The 20,216-nt window shown below is 34.5% G+C and carries 11 protein-coding genes; 5 read left to right on the forward strand and 6 right to left on the reverse strand.

The features are described from left to right. Nucleotides 1-3: 3 nt before the first annotated feature. Together ERX46_RS16895 and ERX46_RS16900 are read right to left on the reverse strand one after the other, a co-directional pair. On the reverse strand, nucleotides 4-1,935 hold the full coding sequence (locus ERX46_RS16895) for a phospholipase D-like domain-containing protein (protein WP_130095046.1): 1,932 nt from the start codon (nucleotides 1,933-1,935) through the stop codon (nucleotides 4-6). A 1-nt stretch (nucleotide 1,936) separates the two neighbouring features. Continuing rightward, nucleotides 1,937-2,659: a 2-phosphosulfolactate phosphatase gene (locus tag ERX46_RS16900; RefSeq protein WP_130095047.1), complete on the reverse strand. Its 723-nt coding sequence runs from the start codon at nucleotides 2,657-2,659 to the stop codon at nucleotides 1,937-1,939. Nucleotides 2,660-2,989: 330 nt separating this feature from the next. Here ERX46_RS16900 and ERX46_RS16905 point away from each other — a divergent pair, with 330 nt between their 5' ends. The 3 genes from ERX46_RS16905 to ERX46_RS16915 are packed head-to-tail and all read left to right on the forward strand — an operon-like array spanning nucleotide 2,990 to nucleotide 11,033. Further along, nucleotides 2,990-9,679 (forward strand): hypothetical protein, encoded by a 6,690-nt coding sequence (locus ERX46_RS16905; protein ID WP_130095048.1) that lies wholly within the window; start codon nucleotides 2,990-2,992, stop codon nucleotides 9,677-9,679. Continuing rightward, nucleotides 9,642-10,766 (forward strand): FAD:protein FMN transferase, encoded by a 1,125-nt coding sequence (locus ERX46_RS16910; RefSeq protein WP_165366268.1) that lies wholly within the window; start codon nucleotides 9,642-9,644, stop codon nucleotides 10,764-10,766. The genes ERX46_RS16905 and ERX46_RS16910 overlap by 38 nt, the downstream gene beginning before the upstream one ends. Before the next feature lie 36 nt (nucleotides 10,767-10,802). Beyond that, nucleotides 10,803-11,033 carry a hypothetical protein gene (locus ERX46_RS16915; protein WP_130095050.1) on the forward strand — a complete coding sequence of 77 codons (231 nt, stop codon included), beginning with the start codon at nucleotides 10,803-10,805 and terminating at the stop codon, nucleotides 11,031-11,033. A gap of 700 nt (nucleotides 11,034-11,733) precedes the next feature. Here ERX46_RS16915 and ERX46_RS16920 read toward each other — a convergent pair. Genes ERX46_RS16920 through ERX46_RS16935 form a run of 4 tightly spaced genes read right to left on the reverse strand, consistent with a single transcriptional unit; the run spans nucleotide 11,734 to nucleotide 16,895 of the window. Next, nucleotides 11,734-12,954: a bifunctional 3,4-dihydroxy-2-butanone-4-phosphate synthase/GTP cyclohydrolase II gene (locus ERX46_RS16920; protein WP_130095051.1), complete on the reverse strand. Its 1,221-nt coding sequence runs from the start codon at nucleotides 12,952-12,954 to the stop codon at nucleotides 11,734-11,736. A gap of 53 nt (nucleotides 12,955-13,007) precedes the next feature. Beyond that, nucleotides 13,008-14,213 (reverse strand): glycosyltransferase, encoded by a 1,206-nt coding sequence (locus ERX46_RS16925; RefSeq protein ID WP_130095052.1) that lies wholly within the window; start codon nucleotides 14,211-14,213, stop codon nucleotides 13,008-13,010. Then, a complete protein-coding gene (locus ERX46_RS16930; RefSeq protein WP_130095053.1) occupies nucleotides 14,164-15,336 on the reverse strand; it encodes a glycosyltransferase family 4 protein in 1,173 nt (390 codons plus the stop codon). Before ERX46_RS16930 ends, ERX46_RS16925 begins: the two co-directional genes overlap by 50 nt. Continuing rightward, the gene (locus tag ERX46_RS16935) at nucleotides 15,336-16,895 is read right to left on the reverse strand and encodes an LptF/LptG family permease (RefSeq protein ID WP_130095054.1); all 1,560 of its coding nucleotides are present in this window, start codon (nucleotides 16,893-16,895) and stop codon (nucleotides 15,336-15,338) included. Before ERX46_RS16935 ends, ERX46_RS16930 begins: the two co-directional genes overlap by 1 nt. Nucleotides 16,896-17,080: 185 nt before the next feature. On the opposite strand from ERX46_RS16935, the gene ERX46_RS16940 reads away from it, so the two are divergent. Further along, on the forward strand, nucleotides 17,081-19,318 hold the full coding sequence (locus ERX46_RS16940) for a hypothetical protein (protein ID WP_130095055.1): 2,238 nt from the start codon (nucleotides 17,081-17,083) through the stop codon (nucleotides 19,316-19,318). A 195-nt stretch (nucleotides 19,319-19,513) separates the two neighbouring features. Continuing rightward, a complete protein-coding gene (locus tag ERX46_RS16945; RefSeq protein WP_130095056.1) occupies nucleotides 19,514-20,074 on the forward strand; it encodes a hypothetical protein in 561 nt (186 codons plus the stop codon). The last annotated feature ends 142 nt before the right edge of the window (nucleotides 20,075-20,216 follow it).

The following is a 20,216-nucleotide window of genomic DNA, read 5'->3' on the forward strand; positions in this document are numbered from 1 at the left end:
AATTTATTCATTTTCAACGTATAAATAAGGTTTAAGCTTTTCCAAAGTAGCAGGCCCAATCCCTCTGATACGGGTTAATTCCTCTATTTGTTCAAAGCCACCATTATTGTCTCTGTATTCTATAATTGTAGTTGCTGTTTTTGGTCCTATCGATGGAATCAACATTAACTCTTTATCTGTAGCTTTATTGATGTCTAAAGGGAATAAATTATCCATCATTTCAGCCTCTGGAGTCAACACTTTAGCGTTAACAAAATCAGGGAAAGCCCACATTCCAAGTTTGTTTTCTTTCGCTGTTTTTTCAGCCATTTTAAAGCTCAAAATAGAATCAGCTTGCTGACGGTTATAGAAAGAGTAGGAGGCATGACCAGAAGCAATCATTTCACGGTTAACAGCAATCATTTGTGAATCTTTTTTTGCGGTAATGTAAGCTGAATAACGACTAAATCTATGAGAAGGCATTTCTTTTCCAGCACTCACTTTCAAAGACGCTCCTTTTATTAAATCACCTAAATAGTTGTTTGCTTCATCCGCATAGAAATAACTTGAATCTTTATGTCCACCCCAAGTTCTTGGAATATTCACCCCTAATAACTCAACAGGATAGAAAATATTCGTTTCTAATTCAATTTCAATACTTCCATTTCTCCCAAATCTATAATTGTCATACCAAACACTGGTGTCAATTTTCGGGAAATGGTGATAGCTTCTTCCTTCTGCACGGCTCATTACACCTTTAAAATCTTGCAGAAACTGGTTGGCAATTTTATTATCATAAATCATTAAAATATTCTCATCATTTGCAATTTCAGCAGCAGCAGAGAAGTTATAGGAACCGACAATCGTTAACGCTTTGTGTTTTTCAGGATATTGATATTGTGCATCAATAATCATCGTCTTGGCGTGGAGTTTTCTCACTTCTCTTCCTGCCATGACCTTGCGATTTCCAAAATTCATTTCAGGTTTTGCCCAAATTTGACCGTTGTTTCTATAACGTGCATAAAATGCTGGATCAATTACTCCTTCAAGGTTAATTTCACCTCTTCCTGACCTGTCGATTAGCGCTTGGCTAATTGGAATGTTTGGACTAATTGCAAAAGCCAAGAAATGCACATCGTGTATTGCATAATCGTTGATTAATTCAGTAATTCTACTGGAAATACTTGGCTTTCTTTTATCTCTGTCAAGCGGACCAAAATATGCTTCAACTTTTATGTCATTTACGAAGTGTAAATTGTTAGAAACATTTCTCTTATCCTTATGAAATCTTGCTTTATTAGCATTGGGGATTTCAGTATTACTTCCCCACATTTGTTGAAATTCTTCACCATAGGCGCCTGCTAAACCATTGTCTTTAATGAGTAAAGTCGCATTTGTATTCCAAGGGCCAGTGTAAGTAATATTCATTGTTCCCGTCCACAGATAATCATCTTCAGGATCTTCACTAATTAAATCAAAAACGGCAAATTTATGGTGCATATTCGCTCCAGAATTGGGCAATCTTTCATATAATTCTATGATTTGACCATCAGGATGGTAAATTGTTCCACTGTCATCAATATTGTAAATTCCCGCTGCTCTTAAAGTATCCCACATGGGTTGTGTGAATCTTGGTGCGTGATTTCTGTGAATAATATCTGTAATTACCCGCACACGAACACCTCTTCTAGCAGCATTGGCAAGCGCATGTCCAACACGCATATTTTGCAAGTCATAAGCGACTAAATCAATACTAAAATTTGCGCTATCAATTCGATCTACCAGTGGCTGAATCATGTCCCACTGATCATTCGCATCGTTGCCTGGCAAAGCGTAACTTCGATCGGCAATACTGTTAAAATACACTTTTATCCACTCTACCTTGCTTGTGTCATTTTGGGCAACTAGAACTGAGCTAGAGCAAATGAGATAGAATACAAAAAGTGCTTTTTTCATTTTAAAATTCTAATTTTTCAATTCTGCCATCCCTTAAGATTGGAATAACATCCATTTGATTTGGCGTCAAACAGAACTTGATATCTTCATTCAAATTTAGCTTTTTTAATCTTCTTCTGTGTGAACTTGCTTTTAAGAAACCAAAGTAATTGTCTTTGGCCGCTTGAAATAGGTATTTAGCAGCTACTGAAGAATCTTCATCTGAGGTGAATTTCCCTGTTTTAATTAAAATATCAGCAATTGCACCACCACAAATTGTATCTTCTAAATTGAATTTGTCTTTCCAACCAGAAGCTAAGCACAAAACATTTTTATCTTGTTTGATGAGCCAGTCACAAAGGAAATCGATATTTGTTAGCGCACCAATAACAACAGTTGGAGCCTCTTTGGCAATATTAATTGCTCGCGTTCCATTGGTTGTAGAAAGTACAATATCCTTCCCGATTAATTCAGGTTTCATATAGCTGTATGGAGAATTTCCAAAATCGAAACCTTCCACGATTTCTCCTTGTCTTTCTGCTCCAACCAAATATCCTTTCTCTTGATATTCTCTTGCTTCTTCAATTGTTGAAACTGGAATAACGCTGTTTACGCCATTGTGAATTGCCGAACATATCGCCGAAGTTGCTCGGAGAACGTCAATAACAACCACAATATCAAAGCGACCTTTGAAATATTCATAGTCGGCAGGAGTATAACAAACTTCGATTAATTTTTTCTGCATTGGGCGAATTTAATGATTTTCTCTAATTGGAATAACGAAATGTCCAATATTGCTTCTAAAATTCGAAGATTTTGATTGATTTTTTAATGATTAAAGTCATAAATGTGATAATTCTTAGAAAATAGGTGAAAATTCATTCAGTAAAACTCAAAGTTTATGTATTTAATTAATTGATTATCAGGGGTATTTGCAACTGTTTAGAATTCACGCTATTTCAATAGACCGTATTCAATGGATTTATTTTATTTTTATCGATATTTGTAAGTCAAACTATGAATTTCAAACGCAACTTGTAACAGATTTTATATGATTGCGTTCTATATAAACAAGATGAAGCATTTTTTCTCAATTATCACTTTTTTGATCCTTTCCATTGCCTATACTTATGGGCAAAATATTACTTATGATGGAAGTGTCACAGATATGGACTCCGAAAAGTCACTTTCTAACGTTAAAGTTTCTGTTTTCGCCAATGGTTCAGAAGTAACCAGTTCCAGCACTTCTTCTGGTGGCTCGTATTCTGTTAGCTTTCCGCCTGGAAAAGTTTATACCGTAAAATATACCAAATCCGGTTATGTTACCAAAATAATCATCCTTGATGTAGTTAAAGTTATTGGTGAAGATATGCCTGCTGGAGGAAAAATTTTTCCGCCTATTAATTTGGATTTGTTTGCTGAACGTGTGGGAACAGATTTTTCATTTTTAGAAACTGAACCTGTTGTAAAATGGTCACTTGATGAAGGTGAGCGCATGAATTACAACAAAGGTCAGATGCAGCAGGTTAAAAATAAAATTGAAAGCAAATTAAAAGCCGCACAAGACAAAGAGAAGAATTTAGATGCTGAATACAACCAATTGATAAAGGATGCAGACGCTTTGTATGCGAGTAAAAAATATCAAGAAGCGTTAAATAAATATGTATCGGCATTACAAATTGAAGGAAAGCAAAAAGAAGCACATCCAAACGCACAATTATTGAAAATTGAGGATCTTCTTCAAAAGAAAGAAGAGGAAGAGTTGGCTTTTCAACAAGAAAATCAAGCCTATTTGAATTTGATTGCAGCAGCAGATAATTTAGCAACTGCCAAAGAATATGACAAAGCCTTAGCCAAATACAACGAAGCAATCGTTATGAAATCTGATGAACAATATCCAAAAGATAGAGTAAAGGATTTAAAAGAAGAAATTGCAAATGCAGCCAAGAGAGAAGAATATGATAAAATTGTAAAAAGAGCAGATGGTTTCTTTAAACAAAATAGTTTTCAAGCGGCACGTGATAACTATCTACAAGCTAAAAAACTTTTACCTAAAGAAGAATATCCACAAAAACAATTAGATATTATCAGTGGTAAATTAGACGCTCAAACAGCTGTAAAAGAACAAAAAGACAATTACAACAACGCGGTAAAAGAAGGTGATGCGCTTTATGACGCTGAAAATTATGAAGAAGCTATTTTAAAATATAAGGAAGCAATGACTTTTGAAAGTGCTGCAACTTATCCTCCTGGTAGAATTAAAATGGCGCAAGATATAATTGACGAAAGAGCAGCAGAAGCTAAAAAAATTGCCGATTTCAATAAACTTGTTGCCGAAGGAGATGCTAATGTTACATCTAAAAATTATGATGTAGCTGTTTCGAAATACACCGAGGCAATTGCAATAATGGAAGATCCGGCAGTTCAAACGAAATTGGATAATGCCAATCAATTATTGGCTGATCAAAAGAATAAAGAACAACAGAAAGAACAAATTGCTGCTTTAATGGCGAGTGCTCAAGAAAAAATGGGTACCGAAGACTTTTCAAATGCAATAGCAGATTATTCAAGTGTTTTGGCTTTAGTTTCAACACATCCTGAGGCATTGGCTGGAAAGAAAAAAGCAGAAGATTTATTGGCTGCAAAGCAATCTAAAGAAGCAGAAGAAAATAAATTTAATGAATTAGTTGCAGCTGCCGACAAAGCTTATGACGCAAAAACTTGGCAAGAAGCAAAAACTAAATATTTAGCGGCAAAAGCAGTTTTTGGCGATAGAGAACATGTTAATAATAGAATTGCTGAAGTTGAAGCTAAAATAGAGCAGCAAGGGCTGGATGCTCAAATTAGTGATTTAATGACAAGTGCAAATGAGAAAGTAACTGCAGAAAATTATACAGCTGCAATTACAGATTTTGATGCTGTTCTTGGATTAAAAGCAGATCACGTTGAAGCAATTGCTGGAAAAAAGAAAGCGGAAGAATTATTGGCTAAAAAAGAATCACAAAAGGCCGAAGAAACTGCTTTCAACGAACTTGTAGCTCAAGCTGATGCTGAATTTGGTAAAGAGAACTGGGAAGAAGCTAAAGTAAAATATACAGAAGCACAAAAAATATTCGCAGATAGAGAGCATGTAAATACACAATTGACTTTAATTGAAGAAGCGATTAAAAACGCAGCCGACAAACAAGAGAACCTGGCGAAAATTCAAAAATTAATGAGTGATGCTGCTGCTTTGAAACCAGAAAACAAATGGACAGAAGTAATAGCAAAATATGAAGAAGCATTAGCGATTCAACCGGAAAGAAAAGACGTTACTGAATTATTAGCTGCTGCGAAAATAAGCAAGCAAGAATGGGACGCTGCACAATCTAAGGAAGCAACCGCAGCTCAAATTCAAACTTTATTGGACGATGCAACTGCATTGAAACCAGATAACAAATGGACAGAAGTAATTCAGAAATACGATCAAGCATTAGCGCTTGATGGTGAACGAAAAGATGTCTCTGAATTATTGGCTGCTGCAAAAGTGAGTAAACTGGAATGGGAAGCTGCACAATCTAAAGAAGCAACTACAGCTGAAATTCAAGTTTTATTAGATGAAGCTACAGCATTAAAACCAGACAACAAGTGGACAGATGTTATTCAAAAATACGATCAAGCTTTAGCACTTGATGGCACACGAAATGATGTTTCAGATTTGTTAGCCGCTGCAAAAGTGAGCAAACAAGAATGGGAAGCTGCACAATCAAAAGAAGAGACTTTAGCTCAAATTCAAATATTATTGGATGAAGCTACTGCGATGAAACCTGATAATAAATGGACAGAAGTAATTCAAAAATACGATCAAGCTTTAGCCTTAGATAAAGAAAGAAATGATGTTTCTGAATTATTAGCTGCTGCAAAAGTGAGTAAACAAGAGTGGGAAGCTACACAATCTAAAGAAGCAACTTTAGCTCAAATTCAAATTTTATTGGATGAAGCATCCGCATTGAAACCAGCTAACAACTGGACAGAAGTTATTCAGAAATACGATCAAGCTTTAGCTTTGGATAAAGAACGAAATGATGTTTCTGAATTATTGGCTGCTGCAAAAGTAAGTAAGCAAGAATGGGAAGCAGCACAATCACAAGAGGAATTAGAATCAGAATTTAATGCGATTGTTGCAAATGCTGATAAGGCATTTGACAATAAAGAATGGGCAAATGCTAGAGACAAGTATTTAGCTGCAAAAGCAATTTTTGCCGACAGAGAACATGTGAATACTAGAATCACTGAGGCGAATGCGGCATTAGCAAGTTTGGAAGCAAATAAAGAAAGTGCGGCTCAAATTCAAACATTAATTGATGAAGCAAGCGCATTAAAGCCAGAGAATAAGTGGAATGAAGTAATTCAGAAATATGAACAAGCTTTAACTATTGATAATACGCGTTCTGATGTTTCTCAAATGCTTGAAACGGCAAAAGAAAGTAAAACAGCTTGGGAGGCATCTCAATCTCAAGGCGAACAATTTGCACAATTAAAGCAAGCGGGTAATGAATTGCTTGGTCAGGAAAAATGGAACGAAGCGAAATCTAAATATGAGGAAGCACTTCTATTAAATTCTGATGCGGAAATAGATGCAAATCTACAAATCATTAAAGATAAGTTAGCACAAGAAGCGGCTTCTAAAAATAAGGAAGAAGAATATGCTTCGAAAATGAGTATTGCAGAGGATTTCGCATCCGCTGAGAAATACAAAGAAGCGCTTTCAAGTTTCAATGAAGCGTTAACTATTAAAGAAGGTGATGCTATTGCAAAAAGTCGAATTATTGACATGCAATTAAAGCTTAACGCATTGGCACAAGCTCAAAACAAAGATGATCAATACAATTCAGCGATGAGTCTTGGGAATTCAGCAATGGAAAATAAAGATTATTCTGCAGCTGTAAAAGCTTTTGATGATGCATTAATTATAGTTCCTGCAGATGCTCAGGCAACGCAATTAAAAGAACAAGCTAATGCTAAGATTGCTGAACTTGCTTTGGAAGAAGAAGAATACACAGGATTGGTGGAGTCAGCATTGGCAAAATACGATGAGGCAATTGCTGAAAACAATAACATTGCAAAGCTAGAAGATGCAAAAACTATTTTTGGATCAGCACAAGTAATTCGTCCACAAGCTTCATTACCGCAAACTAAAATTGTTGAAATCGATAATTTATTGCGTAAAATCGAGGAAGATGCTGCAGCGAGTAATCAAGCAGCAAACAATGAAAAACTTTATCAAGATCAGTTACAATTGGCGAGTGTTGCAGCTCAAGATGAAAAATACAAAAATGCAATTGACTATTTAAAAGAAGCGCAAAGAATAAAACCAAATGAAGATTTCCCAACGAAAGAGATTTTAAAATTCCAAGCGATTCTAGACAAAGCATCAGCTGCAAAAGAAATGGAAGCAAATTATAGTTCATTGCTTTCAAAAGCAGATTTAGCCTTCGACAATAAAGCGTATGAGAACAGTATTCAATTGTATAACGAAGCGTTGAATATTAAAAAATCAGAGGAATATCCAAAAATACAAATTGCATTGGCAGAGGAAGAAATTGCTAATAACGCGGGAGTTTTAAAAGAAAAAGAATATCAAAACTTCATGGATAAAGCAAATGCTCAATCTTTAAATAAGGAGTTTGAAAGTGCATTGGCCAATTATAAATCGGCATTATCGGTTAAAGAAAATGATACTGAAGCAAAAGATAAAATAGATGAAACGCAGCAAATTCTTGATAATATCTTAAAAGCGAAAAGAGACAATGAATCTAAACAACAACAGTTTGATCAGTTAATTGCAGAGGCAGATAGGTTGTTTAAAAGTGAAGAATATCTTGAAGCAAGTTCAGCATATAGAAATGCATTGAAAATTGATGTAAATGATGCGTATGCAAATACACAATTGCAATTGTCTATTGAGAAATCTAAAGAACAAACAGCTCAGAAGATGGATAAAAGATATGCGCAATCGATTAGTTCTGCTGATCAATTTTTCCAAGATGAAGAATATGATAAGGCTAAAAGTGCTTATCAACGCGCTTTGAGTATTAGAACTTATGAGCAACATCCAAGAACGCGTTTGGCAAAAATAGAAGCAATTAAAAATGCAAATGTAAAAGCACAAGGAAGTGTTGCGTATATAGGTGAACAGTCTAATATCTCAATTATGGAAGGTGCTGCATTACTTGAAAAAGGAGAAATTCAAAGGAAAAGAATAAAACAAGGAAATGTTTTAAATAGTCTAAATGAATTTGAAGGGGAGGAAGAAAATCGTTCTTTAAGTGATTATGAAGAGCGTTTAGCTTATGAAAATGAAGTTACTACTATCAAGAACATAAGAGATGAATCGCATTTATCTGATGATGAAACAAAGAGAGAAATTGCAGATGATGTCGATAAACAATTGTTTGAGTTAGAAAAAGAAGCTTCACAATTCTCTAAATATAAAGATGGCGATTTATCACGTGCTAGTCAAGAACTTGTCTTTTTAAATGATGATTTTGATCAAGAGAATGCAGATTTCAGAGCTTTGCACAAAGAGGCAATCGAGCAAATTAAAGATATTGAAAATAGCAGAAACGATAAAGATGCAACTGAATTGGCGCATCATGATGTTAAAGTAACCGCTACGAGTGAAGAACTTGTTGAAATTGAGAAAACGTATGATGAATTTTTAATCGTCAATGAGGAATTTCAACAGGGAACTGAACGTCAAGTGAATAATGTTAGATATGGAATTGATGACAGAAGGGTTGTTGAAAATAATGACATGTATGAAAAAGTGATTGATCTTCAAGATCAGGCCATTTTAGCTGAATTAAGAGTTACGGAATCAACGCAAGAAAAAGACATTATTGAATTACAATTGAAAGAAGATATCAAATTGTATGAAGCCCAACTTGAACGTAAATTAGCAGAAGAATCAGGCCAAGTGCGTCAAGAACAATTGAAAATGGATGATCAATTAACAGCATCTGACAATCAATTTGTAGAAGCACAAGTTGGTAAAGATGATGCAAGATTATTGGCTGTTGAGCAATTGAAAGATATTGATCAAGAGAAAATTAATCAAGACAATAGAAGGTCAAAAGATAAAAGCAGTAGAACAGAGGAGATATATCTTGAAGTAGAGGCAATCAAAACGCTTGAAACAGAGAAAGCTTTGCAGAATGTTAAGGATTTAACTGTTGTGGATGACGACGTAACAAATCGCATGTCAGCTTACGAAAGAGGAAGGCAAAAACAAGCAGCCGAAGAAGTGAGAGAGAATAATGCTACTGAAAACAAACTGCTAAGTATTGATAAAAGTGAAGAGTTGTTGCGTCGAGAAAACGTAGAGAATATCAACGACAATTATGAAGAGTTGAAAGGACAAGCGATCAGTATTGAAAATAAAAATCAGAACATTGGAAACGACGCTAGCAAAGAAAAGCAAGAAACTCAAAAGTATGTGGATGGTTTAGAAAATAATGACATCAAGTTTACTGAAACGGTAGCAAATACTATTGGAGATGATTATCCGGAAGGAGTTACTCAAGAAAATTACGTTCGCGAGGACAGTAAAGGTATTCCTATTAAAATTGTAACACGAAGAATAGTTGTTACGGAAGGTAGAGGAGAAGTTTACATTAGAACGCAAACAAGAAATGGCTTGACCTATAGTAAGAATGGTTCGCCAATCACTGAACAAAATTGGATTTATGGAACGGAAAGTGCAAAGTTGGAAAAACACTACTAGATTTCTCTTAATTGGAGGTTTATCTCTCTTTTTTGTAGCATGCAGCGCAGATGAGACAGTAGAATCTGAGGATGAACACATCATAGAATATTCAAACAATACAGAAAATGTTTGGTGGAAAAACCTTAAAACTATTTCTGGAAATGCCTTAGGAACAACATTTGTAATTAAAACAAGTGATGATTCATTGCTTACAGATCCACAAGAAATTGATGACTTAATTGAAGCTTTCAATTTAGAATTGTCAACTTATATTCCCCATTCTTTAATCAGTGAATTCAACGAAAATGATTCAGTAATTGATTTGAATTCTACTCAATTCTTTAAAAAGTGTTTTGATTTAAGTCAGGAGATTTATGAAACAACAGATGGAGCTTTTGATCCTACAGTTTATCCTTTGGTTAGTTTATGGGGATTTTTCAACGACATTAAAGCAGCGCCATCCGATAAAGCAATAGACAGCGTATTGAATTTTGTTGGATTTAATAAATCAACTTTCAAATATGAAGATGGAATTATTGCCAAAAAAGACAAACGTTTTAAATTGGTTTTCAACGCCATTGCAAAAGGACAAGCCGTTGATGTTGTAGCAGAATTCTTAGATTCAAAAGGGCAAGCGAATTACTTCATCGAAATAGGAGGAGAGATCAGAGTTAAAGGAATAAACGATGACAAAAGAAAGTGGATTATCGGAATTGATGTACCTGTAGAAGAAAATACAGGCGTTGAGGGCATAGAAAATCGCGAATTAGAAAACTATATCGAATTAACCAATAAAGCTGTCGCAACATCAGGGAATTACAGAAAATTCTATGAATTAGACGGCAGAAAGTACAGTCACACCATTAGTCCAATTACTGGTCGACCAGTTAGACACAATTTATTGAGCGTTACAGTAGTTGCAGATGATGCAGCGACCGCAGATGCTTATGCTACGGCATTCATGGTAATGGGAGTAGAGCAATCAATGCAATTAATGAAAGATAATCCCGACTTAAACATTGATGCTTATTTATTGTTTGAGAATGAACAGGGCCGCATCGAAAGAGCCTACAACAGAGGAATGAATATGTATTTGATGGACTAACGTTTCATCAATTTCACGTGAATAAATTTTAAAGATATGATGACAAAAATATATTTAGTAATGGCCGCAATTTGGATGAGCTTTGTAACACTAGCGCAATCTCCACAGCACGTTAAACAAACGGACAGCGAACAAGTAAATTTCTGGGAATCAAATACTGCCATGATTATTGGTGGAACACTTATTTTGGTGCTTATCATCGCCCGAACTTGGTCAAAAAAGATTCACAAGAAACGTGATGAAGTTATTGATAAAGAAGAAGAGTAATTTTTAATTTTTAATGGTTAACGGGGTGGTTTGATGATTTCCTTATCCTAATAATCAAGTTGTTAGTTGTTTATGGAAAGTATTTGGACTTTGCAGAGGAAGTGCTTCTATAATTACGAAGTTATTTAGTTTTATAATAGCTTCGCTGCAATTGCACTGCTGTGATGTCTATTTACGAAGTCACTTCATACATTTTTTAAGTCATAATATCAGTTTTCTTAACTGTTAAGAGACAATGGCTTTTCATTGTATAAATAAACTTTGCTTTTAAAACATGCCGTAGTAGTGCGACTTCAGCGGTGATTTAATAGCTTTGCGAATCTCAGAACCATATTGACACTGCTCAACTTTATTCAAGAATTCAATAACTCAATAACTCACCAATTAACGCTGCGCTCCAGTTTTACTCTGTCAATACACTATAAACGCTCCGTGCATCTCCGTGAAAACCCTCTGTGTTTCTCCGTGAAAAACCTTTCTACAAATAACTTTGTTTTCTTCAAAGTCACCAACCACCAAGTAATTTTTAATGTTTATAAAACAAAAAAAGTCCACCAATTGGCGGACTTCTAAAATATAATCTTCTTAGTAATCTTCTAATAGATAAAAGAGTGAGAAAGAGATTGAGAATGAGGAAGAAAACCCCTACGAGTCAATTTCAAGTCAAACCAATTTATCATTAATCATTAAAAATTAATAATTATTTTTTATTTTTCACCTCAATAGTATGTCCCATTCGGTCTCTTTTAGTTTCCAAATAAAACTTATTGTGCTTATTACTTTCAATTTCTAAAGAAACATTTTCAACAACTTCCAAACCATATCCAATTAGACCAGTTCTTTTCGTTGGGTTATTAGACATCAAGCGCATTTTGCGGACATTCAAATCACGTAAAATCTGTGCTCCAATACCGTAATCTCTTTGATCTCCTTTAAATCCAAGTTTTTCATTTGCTTGAATTGTGTCATAACCTTCTTCTTGAAGTTTGTAGGCTTTCAATTTATTCATCATTCCGATACCACGACCTTCTTGATTCATATAAACGATAACACCTCTTCCTTCTTCTTGAATCATGCGCATTGCTTCGTGTAATTGTGGTCCACAGTCACATCTGCAAGATCCGAAAATATCTCCCGTCATACATGAACTGTGCACTCTTACCAAAACATCTTCATCTTGCGTCCATTCACCTTTAATTAAAGCTAAATGTTCTTCTCCGCTGTTTTTGTCTTCGTAAGCAATCATTTCGAAATCTCCGAATTCGGTAGGCAATTGAATTTTTACCTGACGTTCAACTAAAGTTTCTTTCTTTAAACGGTATTTAATTAAATCTTCAATAGTGATGATTTTAATTCCGAATCTTTCTCCGATTTCAACCAATTGTGGCAAACGCGCCATTGATCCATCTTCGTTCAAAATTTCAACAATAACACCTGCTGGTTGGAATCCTGCTAAACGTGCTAAATCAATAGCCGCTTCAGTATGGCCAGCTCTTCTTAAAACTCCACCACGTTTTGCACGCAATGGGAAGATATGTCCTGGTTTTCCTAATTCCTCTGGTCTGATGTCTGGATCAATTAATGCCTTTACAGTTTTATAACGATCAATTGCCGAAATTCCTGTTGTACATCCGTGTCCTATTAAATCTACCGATACAGTGAAAGGAGTTTCGTAGGCTGCTGAATTAGCGCGAACCATTAAGTCCAATCCTAATTCGTCACACCTGTCCTCAACAAGTGGAGCGCAGATTAATCCACGTCCATGAGTTGCCATAAAGTTAATGATCTCAGGAGTTACATTTTCTGCTGCGGTAACAAAATCTCCTTCGTTTTCGCGGTCCTCATCGTCAACTACAATAACAACTTTTCCTGCTTTGATGTCTTCGAGGGCTTCTTCTATCGTATTCAAATTATATTGCATTGCTGTCTTCTAAATTTTAATGCAAATTTACGAATATAAAGCCGGATTATAAACTAATCCTTGATAAGTTGGACGAGTTTGTCTGTTACTTTGCTCCATTCATAATTTTTAACGATGAATGACCTTCCGTTTTCAATTATTTCCTGTTTTAATTGAGGATTTTCTGTTAATCGCTTTATTTGAAATGCGAATTCTTCAGCGCTGTCTGCAATTAAAATCTCTTTCTCTGGAGTTGCGCCCAATGCATTATTTGCCATGCTTGTCGTAATGCAGGGAACACCTAATGCCATTGATTCGAGCAATTTGTTTTGCAATCCAGTTCCTAAAAACATGGGAGCTATAAATATTTCAGCACTGCGGTAAGCATTCTTAATGTCATCGACATAACCTGTGATTTCTACTTGATTTGAGGCCAGTTTAATTACTTCCTTAGCTGGATTTGAACCTGCAATTTTAACTTTTAACTGAGTAGGAAGTAATGGAAGTATTTCATTCACAATAAATTGTGCAGCGGTAACATTCGGTGGATAAGACATGTTGCCAATAAATACTAAATCTACATTTTTAGGCTGTGCATTATCAATTTCAAGGAATGAATCATCTACACCATTTGGAACAATCTCAATTTCCGCTCTATTTTTGTGGAAAATGTATTGCTTATCTTGTTTTGAAATAATTGTATGGTGCTCGAAGTATTCAAAAATAGAATTTTCGTAATTCATCAATCTTTTAAATTCACTTTCGAAAATATATTTCTTCAACCATTTTGCATTCATAGATCTCCTTTCAAGTCCTTTTGAAAGTGCGTCCATGTAATCGATAGTTTTTGGACAATCGTGATAGTTTTTTACATATTCAGCTGCACGAATCAATTGACAATAAATGTGATCTGGTTGAATTTCTGTAAGTAATTTATTGATCTTTAATTGAATAGAATAGTGATGGAAATAGCCTACTTGAATAGGTTTTCTACTGAACATTTTTGTACTTGCTCCAATAACTTTTTGAAATATGCTTATTTGAAAAATAGCTATTGATTTACAAAAAGGCCGCAATTCTTCAATGTGTTCTTCTTCAACTTTATGTTCCGAAGTACTAATTAAGTGAATTTCAAAATGTTTCGATAATTCTTTAATTTGATGGTATGCACGCAGTTTATCACCTTTTTCGAGTGGAAAAGGAAAACGTGAGGTAATCACCACTAATTTTTTATATGTCTTTAAGGAATGCAAGGAGTCTTCTGGTAATTTTTTCTTCACTGTAATTATTGCGAATATACAATTTGGATTGAGTCCCCAATTTTTTTCTTAACTTTTCATCTAAGTGAAGTTTGTACATTAATTCTCTAAATTCATCTGGATCGTCAGCAATCAATACTTCCTTATTGTGCGTAATATTCACTCCACGAACACCTTCTGTTGTAGTGACGATAGGTTTTCCCATCGCCATATTCTCTAATAATTTTATTTTTAATCCGCTTCCAGATTGCATTGGAATAATACAAATTCCATGTGCTGTAATAAAATCAATTGCATTTTTGATTTCTCCACAATTTTCTACCGAAGGATGATCAAATTCTCCTTCTTTTAAACTTTTTCCGCCAACATATAAGCGAGTTCCTGTTAATCCTTCTGGAATAACTTTATTGATTAACCACTGCACTCCTTCTTGATTCGGCATCCAGTCCATAGCTCCTAAAAAGTAGAAATCAGACTTAGAATAATCAGCCTCTGGAAAATTGGTTTTTACTGAAGTTGGAATAGCCGTTGTCATTACTTCGGGCTCAAATTGTTGGAAGAATTTTGCATCTTCTTCAGTTATAGAAATTATGCCATTAACTTTTGATAACTCACTTATTTCGAAAGTCAATAGTTGTTTGGCTAGCTTTTGATAATACCATCTTTTAAGGGTTGAAGAAGAATTTTCTCCCATTCCAGCCCAAATTTGATGTTCAATGTTATGCGCTCTAACTATTACTTTTACGTCATTGTCCTTGAATATTTGCAAATAGGGAAGGAGATAAATACTTTCGAGAATAGCTATATTGTATTCTCCTTGCTCAAGTTCTTCTTTTAATTTTTGGGCAACCTTTTTATCGTAAAATCGCGTGACGTTATATGATTTATTGGTCACTAAATGAATCAAAGCGCCTAGTAAATCTGTTTTAGTATTCACAAAACCAGATAGAATATTCATTCTTTTTATCCAAGATTCCGGATAACTTTCAATATTAAAAGGATGCTTATGAGTATATAAAGTAAAGTGAGTAACTTCTAAATTTGGACTTGAAAGTAAAGACTTTAAAATACTCGAAATAGCAATGCAACCTCCATCTTTTAATGGGAAGGGTGGTTTATTTGAAAAGTGAAATACTTTGAGCATTAGTTTTTAATCTTTTTCTTCTTTTTGAATATTTTAGGTAAAACCACAACGCTTCTGTCATTAGCAGCACTTCTCATTAATAAAAAAGCCACTGGTGATAGAATAATATTCGGTCCCCACATTCCTAAATAGGGTAAAATGACTCCGTTATTGGCCATTCCGTCTCCAATCGTAATCAATACAAAATAAACCATAAATAACAATGCTGCAATTACTACTGGTGCACCAAATCCGCCACGTTTAACAATTGCACCAAGTGGAGCTCCAACGAAAAATAGAACAATAATTGCAAAGGATAAAGCGAATTTACGATGAAATTCAATTTCGAATTTTCGCAATTGACGGTGGCGGTTTTCTTCAATATCTATTTGACCTTCAAGTCCTTTTATGTTGTTTCTTAACTGAGTTTTCATGTGACTCATGGTGTTTTCCCTTTCCTCATCAGTCATATCATCAAAACGATAAACTGGAATAACGAGTTGAGCTGAATCTAACTCTTGTTTCTTCTTTTTCTTAATTAACTGTTTTTCAATATCTGCTTTATCAACTATTGTATCGTTTCCTTCCAGTATGAATTTTTTTCGCCTAAAACGTTCTTCAGCCAACATCATTGTACTGTCAATTACATCGTTGTTAAGATAGTTTATTGCTTGAAAATAGGGGTGCTTTGACTTTGTGTTAGTCGCTAATACTTCAATTAGTTCATTATAAATAATGCGCATAGAGTCGACTGTTTTATTGATTTGAAACACATTTAGCATTTCATAATCATTCTTAAACATGTCGTCTTTTGTTCGCTGTAATTTAAAACCACTCATGTCCATTTTGTAGGTAGCCGATTTAAAATCAGATTTTCTACTTGGAAAAATTCCTCCTCCTTTGCTTTTATTCCCTTGAAAGTTTGGAGCACTTCTTAATTCCTCAATCACATCTCCATTAAAGAGTTTGAAAAATAGAAATTCCCCGTTTTCCGATTGATAAAACTCCCCAGAGTCAGCTCTAATGGTTTTCAATTCACTACTGATCCTGCGGTCGTGAATAATGATATTCTTAAAGCTATTGTCTTTTCCTTCCTTAATTTTTATGCTAAATCCATCAATTTCCTGGGTATAGGAACCGGGTTTTAGAAAGGAAGTCATTTTCTTTTCTTGAATATCCCATATAATGGAATGCCATTTATAATTCGCAATAGGAATTACATAATTGGAAAAGTAAAATGTTCCTACAGCAATTAAAATTACGACTCCTGTTAATGGTCTTAAAATTCGATATATGGAAAGTCCGCTGGATTTTAAAGCTGTTAATTCATTAGATTCTCCCAAATTTCCCATTACAATCAATGAAGAAAGCAAAATAGCCAATGGAAGCGCTAAAGGCAAGAGGCTTGCAGATACATAGAACAAAAGTTCGAGAATAATACTTATTTCCAAGCCCTTACCCATCAAGTCATCGATGTATTTCCATAGGAATTGCATAACAAGCATAAACATGGAAATAAAAAAGGTCGCTAGAAACGGCCCCACAAATGATTTTATGAAAAAAATACTGAGTTTTTTCATTCTTTTTATTCAATTGCGAATGTACTGAATTAATTTTTATCGGCGCTTAATAAAATCTGCTTATTGATAAATGTTCGCATTCCTATTTTAGAATGGTGATTTTTATAGCAATACCAACACTGCACTTGTTAATAACTACTCTCTAAGTACTAAAAAAGGATAAATCTTTTTTCCATATTTGTAGTATGAATAACTTTCGTTTGATCGCCATCTTATTAATTGTACTCAGTTTCTCCGTTAATGGACAAGAGGATTACTTTTTGACACCTCAAAGCAAGGCTTACTTGTATCATACGGTTAGAAAAAGTCCAATTTTAGAACAAAATATTGGACGATATATTGTTTATCAAGGGGAGGAAATTACTTTGCCTAATGGAGACATAAATTACGATTCTACAGAACAAAAAATTATAAATCAACCTGAATTATTGGCTATTTATTCTCACGAAATTAGCCGTTCTCCAAAAGGAATACTTGCGGAATTGTCTAATAAAATGGCACTTTGGGAATTGAATCAATTATTACAATCCAACAGAAGTAATAGTTTGATAAAAGATGGTAATGCATTAGACTATGAGCGATTTGAAGAGTTGTTAATGAACGAATTGCCAGAACAAGCAAAACGTGAAAAGAAAGAGGAAACGGTCATCAATAAAAGAGTAGAAAAATTGACCAATCCTACATTGACTTTTAAAGATAAGGTGGCTATTTTAGATGGCTTTGGAAGTTGGACAGAAGAAGAAAAGAAACAAGTGATTATTGCTTATAATATTGCAGTAAACAAATGGGTAGCCAATAGAACGCAACAAATTTTCACTCAATTAGGAGGTAAAGCAGACTATTTTGAAAATATTTTAACCGCTGCTGGAGATGGTTCAACGACTTCTGGATTATTTGAAGAAAGAGAGAAAGATGAACGTGGAAGATGGAATAAAGGTTTGCCAAAAGCTGTTGGACTTTTCCCTTATGAACCTTATATAGGGATAAAGCCAGATTCAAAAAAGAAGAAGCCTGAGATTTTATCGATGGGACACACCATGCATAGTTTTGAAACTTCTGGAGGCGGAAGAGAAACAAATATTCACCTTGATGTTTGGGGATATAATTCAGAAAAGCAAACCACAGTTGTTATTCGAAAAAATGGAGATTATTATCCGCTTTTTGGAGCAAGTAATACACGATTTCTCTCTCCAGATTCTAGTTTTGGCGGTGGAGTAACGTATTATTCATTAATAGCCAAAGTAAAACAAGACATTAGCAATCTCGAAGAGAAAATTAGTGGTAAAAGAGGAATCGATTATCAAATTAAAACCTTGGAAGGGAAGAGAGATGGTTTGAAATTAATAATTGATAAAACGGAGAAGGAACTCAATGACATTCGCTACAGCACTATAATTACGAATCACGAAAAGTACAAAACAGATTCTAAACGCAAAAAACGAAAGAAAAGACAAGAGAAAGTTGTGCAAAGCTATAATCAACTAAAAAGTATTGAAAGCACAATTAAGAAATTAAAAAAGGAAAAAGAAGATATTTTATGGGCTAAGTCAGTCGTTAGCGCCAAACTTCAAAAAATGTATGATTTAATAGGAAAGAAATGGGTTCCTTTCAAAGAAGTGGATGGATATTTCCTATTCGAAGATTCTACAACATTTAATTTGTTTACGCAAGAATTCGTTTTTCCAGCGACAGATGAAAAAGATAGATTTGATGTTACATTACTGGCTATGCCGCTCTCTCACATGAGTAATAATTACGATGAAGTGATGTTGCATATAAATATTACAGATGCTATTCCTTTATATACATCTCAAATTCAATTGCGAATCAATGACTTGTTTGACGTAGATAAATTTGAATTAAATCAAGCGTCACTTTTCCATAAACAAGATTCTATAGCAGTTGTAGAGTTTTTTGAAGCACTTTTAGACAAGAAAAAGAATTTTAAAATTATTTCACGTGGAGGAGGAGTTGGCAAATTCAAAAATGATAGAGTGGTAATTAACTATACTCCAAATGAATTGTCTAATTATCCTGGAATTTCAACTGCCGAACGTCAATCTGCAAGAGAGGATTCCATTTTCAAACAATTAAGAACGACAGAAGTTGTTATTCATATTGACAGAGAAATTTTAATGCAAGTCAATAGTTTCACGGATCCAGTAAGAAGTAATTTCAAACCATCAGACGCTGCTCTTCTTTCCTTCATGAATCAAAATAAATTCAGCGGAAACCAAATGTTGAGTGCCTACCGTTCGTATACAACATTGAAAACCCTAAAAAGCGAATTGAATATTTTAGCTGGTCAGTACTTGCCAAGAGAAGAAGCCACTAAGGTGATTGATAGATTGAACAAGGCAATTGATAAATCTAGGATTACGGTTGGCGCGAGTTCTGTGAAGTTTAAGACTTTTGGGGAGTAGGGGGAATGGGTTGTAATTTTAGAATTAGACGTTTAATATACGGTTAATTTATAGTGTAATTTTCCTTTGTTTTGGTAACTATTTGTTTTCAAGTGGATTGGGTTTTGGGATATATTTCTTATTTTTGAGATAAATATAGGTTGGATATACGCAATTGCGTATATCTACCTGTTATGCCCAATTAGAAATTAGAGAATGCTGATTGAAAATAAAGGAATAAAAACAGACACTTTTCACATACCTCCTTTCGACTTGAACGTTGGTGAGATAGTTGTTTTGTATCTATTCAATGGACAGCATTTCTATGAGACAGAGATGTTTCTCAAAGATGTTTTTATTGGTAAAAAGAAAGACGAAAATGTTGTCATACATAAAAAATTAACCTTTGTCGAGCACTTTATTGAACCTAAAATTAGACGATTTTTTTATCCAGTGACGGTTGGAGAATATTTAAAAAAGAATGCAGATTTGAAAAGTCCATATGCGTCAAAAATTTATGAAATTGAATGGATAAACGAAAAGACTAAAGTCAATACGCTCACAGGAAACCCAAGGCGACTGTTGAGTTTATACGCAGCGCTTTCTAAGACAAAAAATATAGTGTTTGACGTGGTTGGACAAGACCCGAAAGGAGCTGAAGAAACTTACGAATTGGTTAAAGAAGTCGTGAATAAAGGTGGTGCAGCAATTTTATTAGACTGTTTTGAAGATATGAAAAACGACTGCACGAAATATGTTGAACTACAGTGGAATTAAAAATAAAAAGGGCATAATCGAGTAGACGGCTCCGCCAGATAAACTGACGGAGTGCGCCTCTCACACCACCGTACGTACGGGTCTCGTATACGGCGGTTCGCATCTTGGTGGATTAAACGACAAATGAAGTTCCAACATTCCA

Source organism: Brumimicrobium glaciale, from assembly GCF_004152935.1.
Lineage (GTDB): Bacteria > Bacteroidota > Bacteroidia > Flavobacteriales_D > Crocinitomicaceae > Brumimicrobium > Brumimicrobium glaciale.

Excerpts from the sequence above, each read along its gene's own strand:
- ERX46_RS16940 (WP_130095055.1), top strand. The coding sequence starts at position 17,081 with ATGAATAACTTTCGTTTGATCGCCATCTTATTAATTGTACTCAGTTTC.
- ERX46_RS16935 (WP_130095054.1), bottom strand. The coding sequence starts at position 16,895 with ATGAAAAAACTCAGTATTTTTTTCATAAAATCATTTGTGGGGCCGTTT.
- ERX46_RS16945 (WP_130095056.1), top strand. The coding sequence starts at position 19,514 with ATGCTGATTGAAAATAAAGGAATAAAAACAGACACTTTTCACATACCT.
- ERX46_RS16895 (WP_130095046.1), bottom strand. The coding sequence starts at position 1,935 with ATGAAAAAAGCACTTTTTGTATTCTATCTCATTTGCTCTAGCTCAGTT.
- ERX46_RS16920 (WP_130095051.1), bottom strand. The coding sequence starts at position 12,954 with ATGCAATATAATTTGAATACGATAGAAGAAGCCCTCGAAGACATCAAA.
- ERX46_RS16900 (WP_130095047.1), bottom strand. The coding sequence starts at position 2,659 with ATGCAGAAAAAATTAATCGAAGTTTGTTATACTCCTGCCGACTATGAA.
- ERX46_RS16915 (WP_130095050.1), top strand. The coding sequence starts at position 10,803 with ATGATGACAAAAATATATTTAGTAATGGCCGCAATTTGGATGAGCTTT.
- ERX46_RS16930 (WP_130095053.1), bottom strand. The coding sequence starts at position 15,336 with ATGCTCAAAGTATTTCACTTTTCAAATAAACCACCCTTCCCATTAAAA.
- ERX46_RS16910 (WP_165366268.1), top strand. The coding sequence starts at position 9,642 with ATGGAACGGAAAGTGCAAAGTTGGAAAAACACTACTAGATTTCTCTTA.
- ERX46_RS16905 (WP_130095048.1), top strand. The coding sequence starts at position 2,990 with ATGAAGCATTTTTTCTCAATTATCACTTTTTTGATCCTTTCCATTGCC.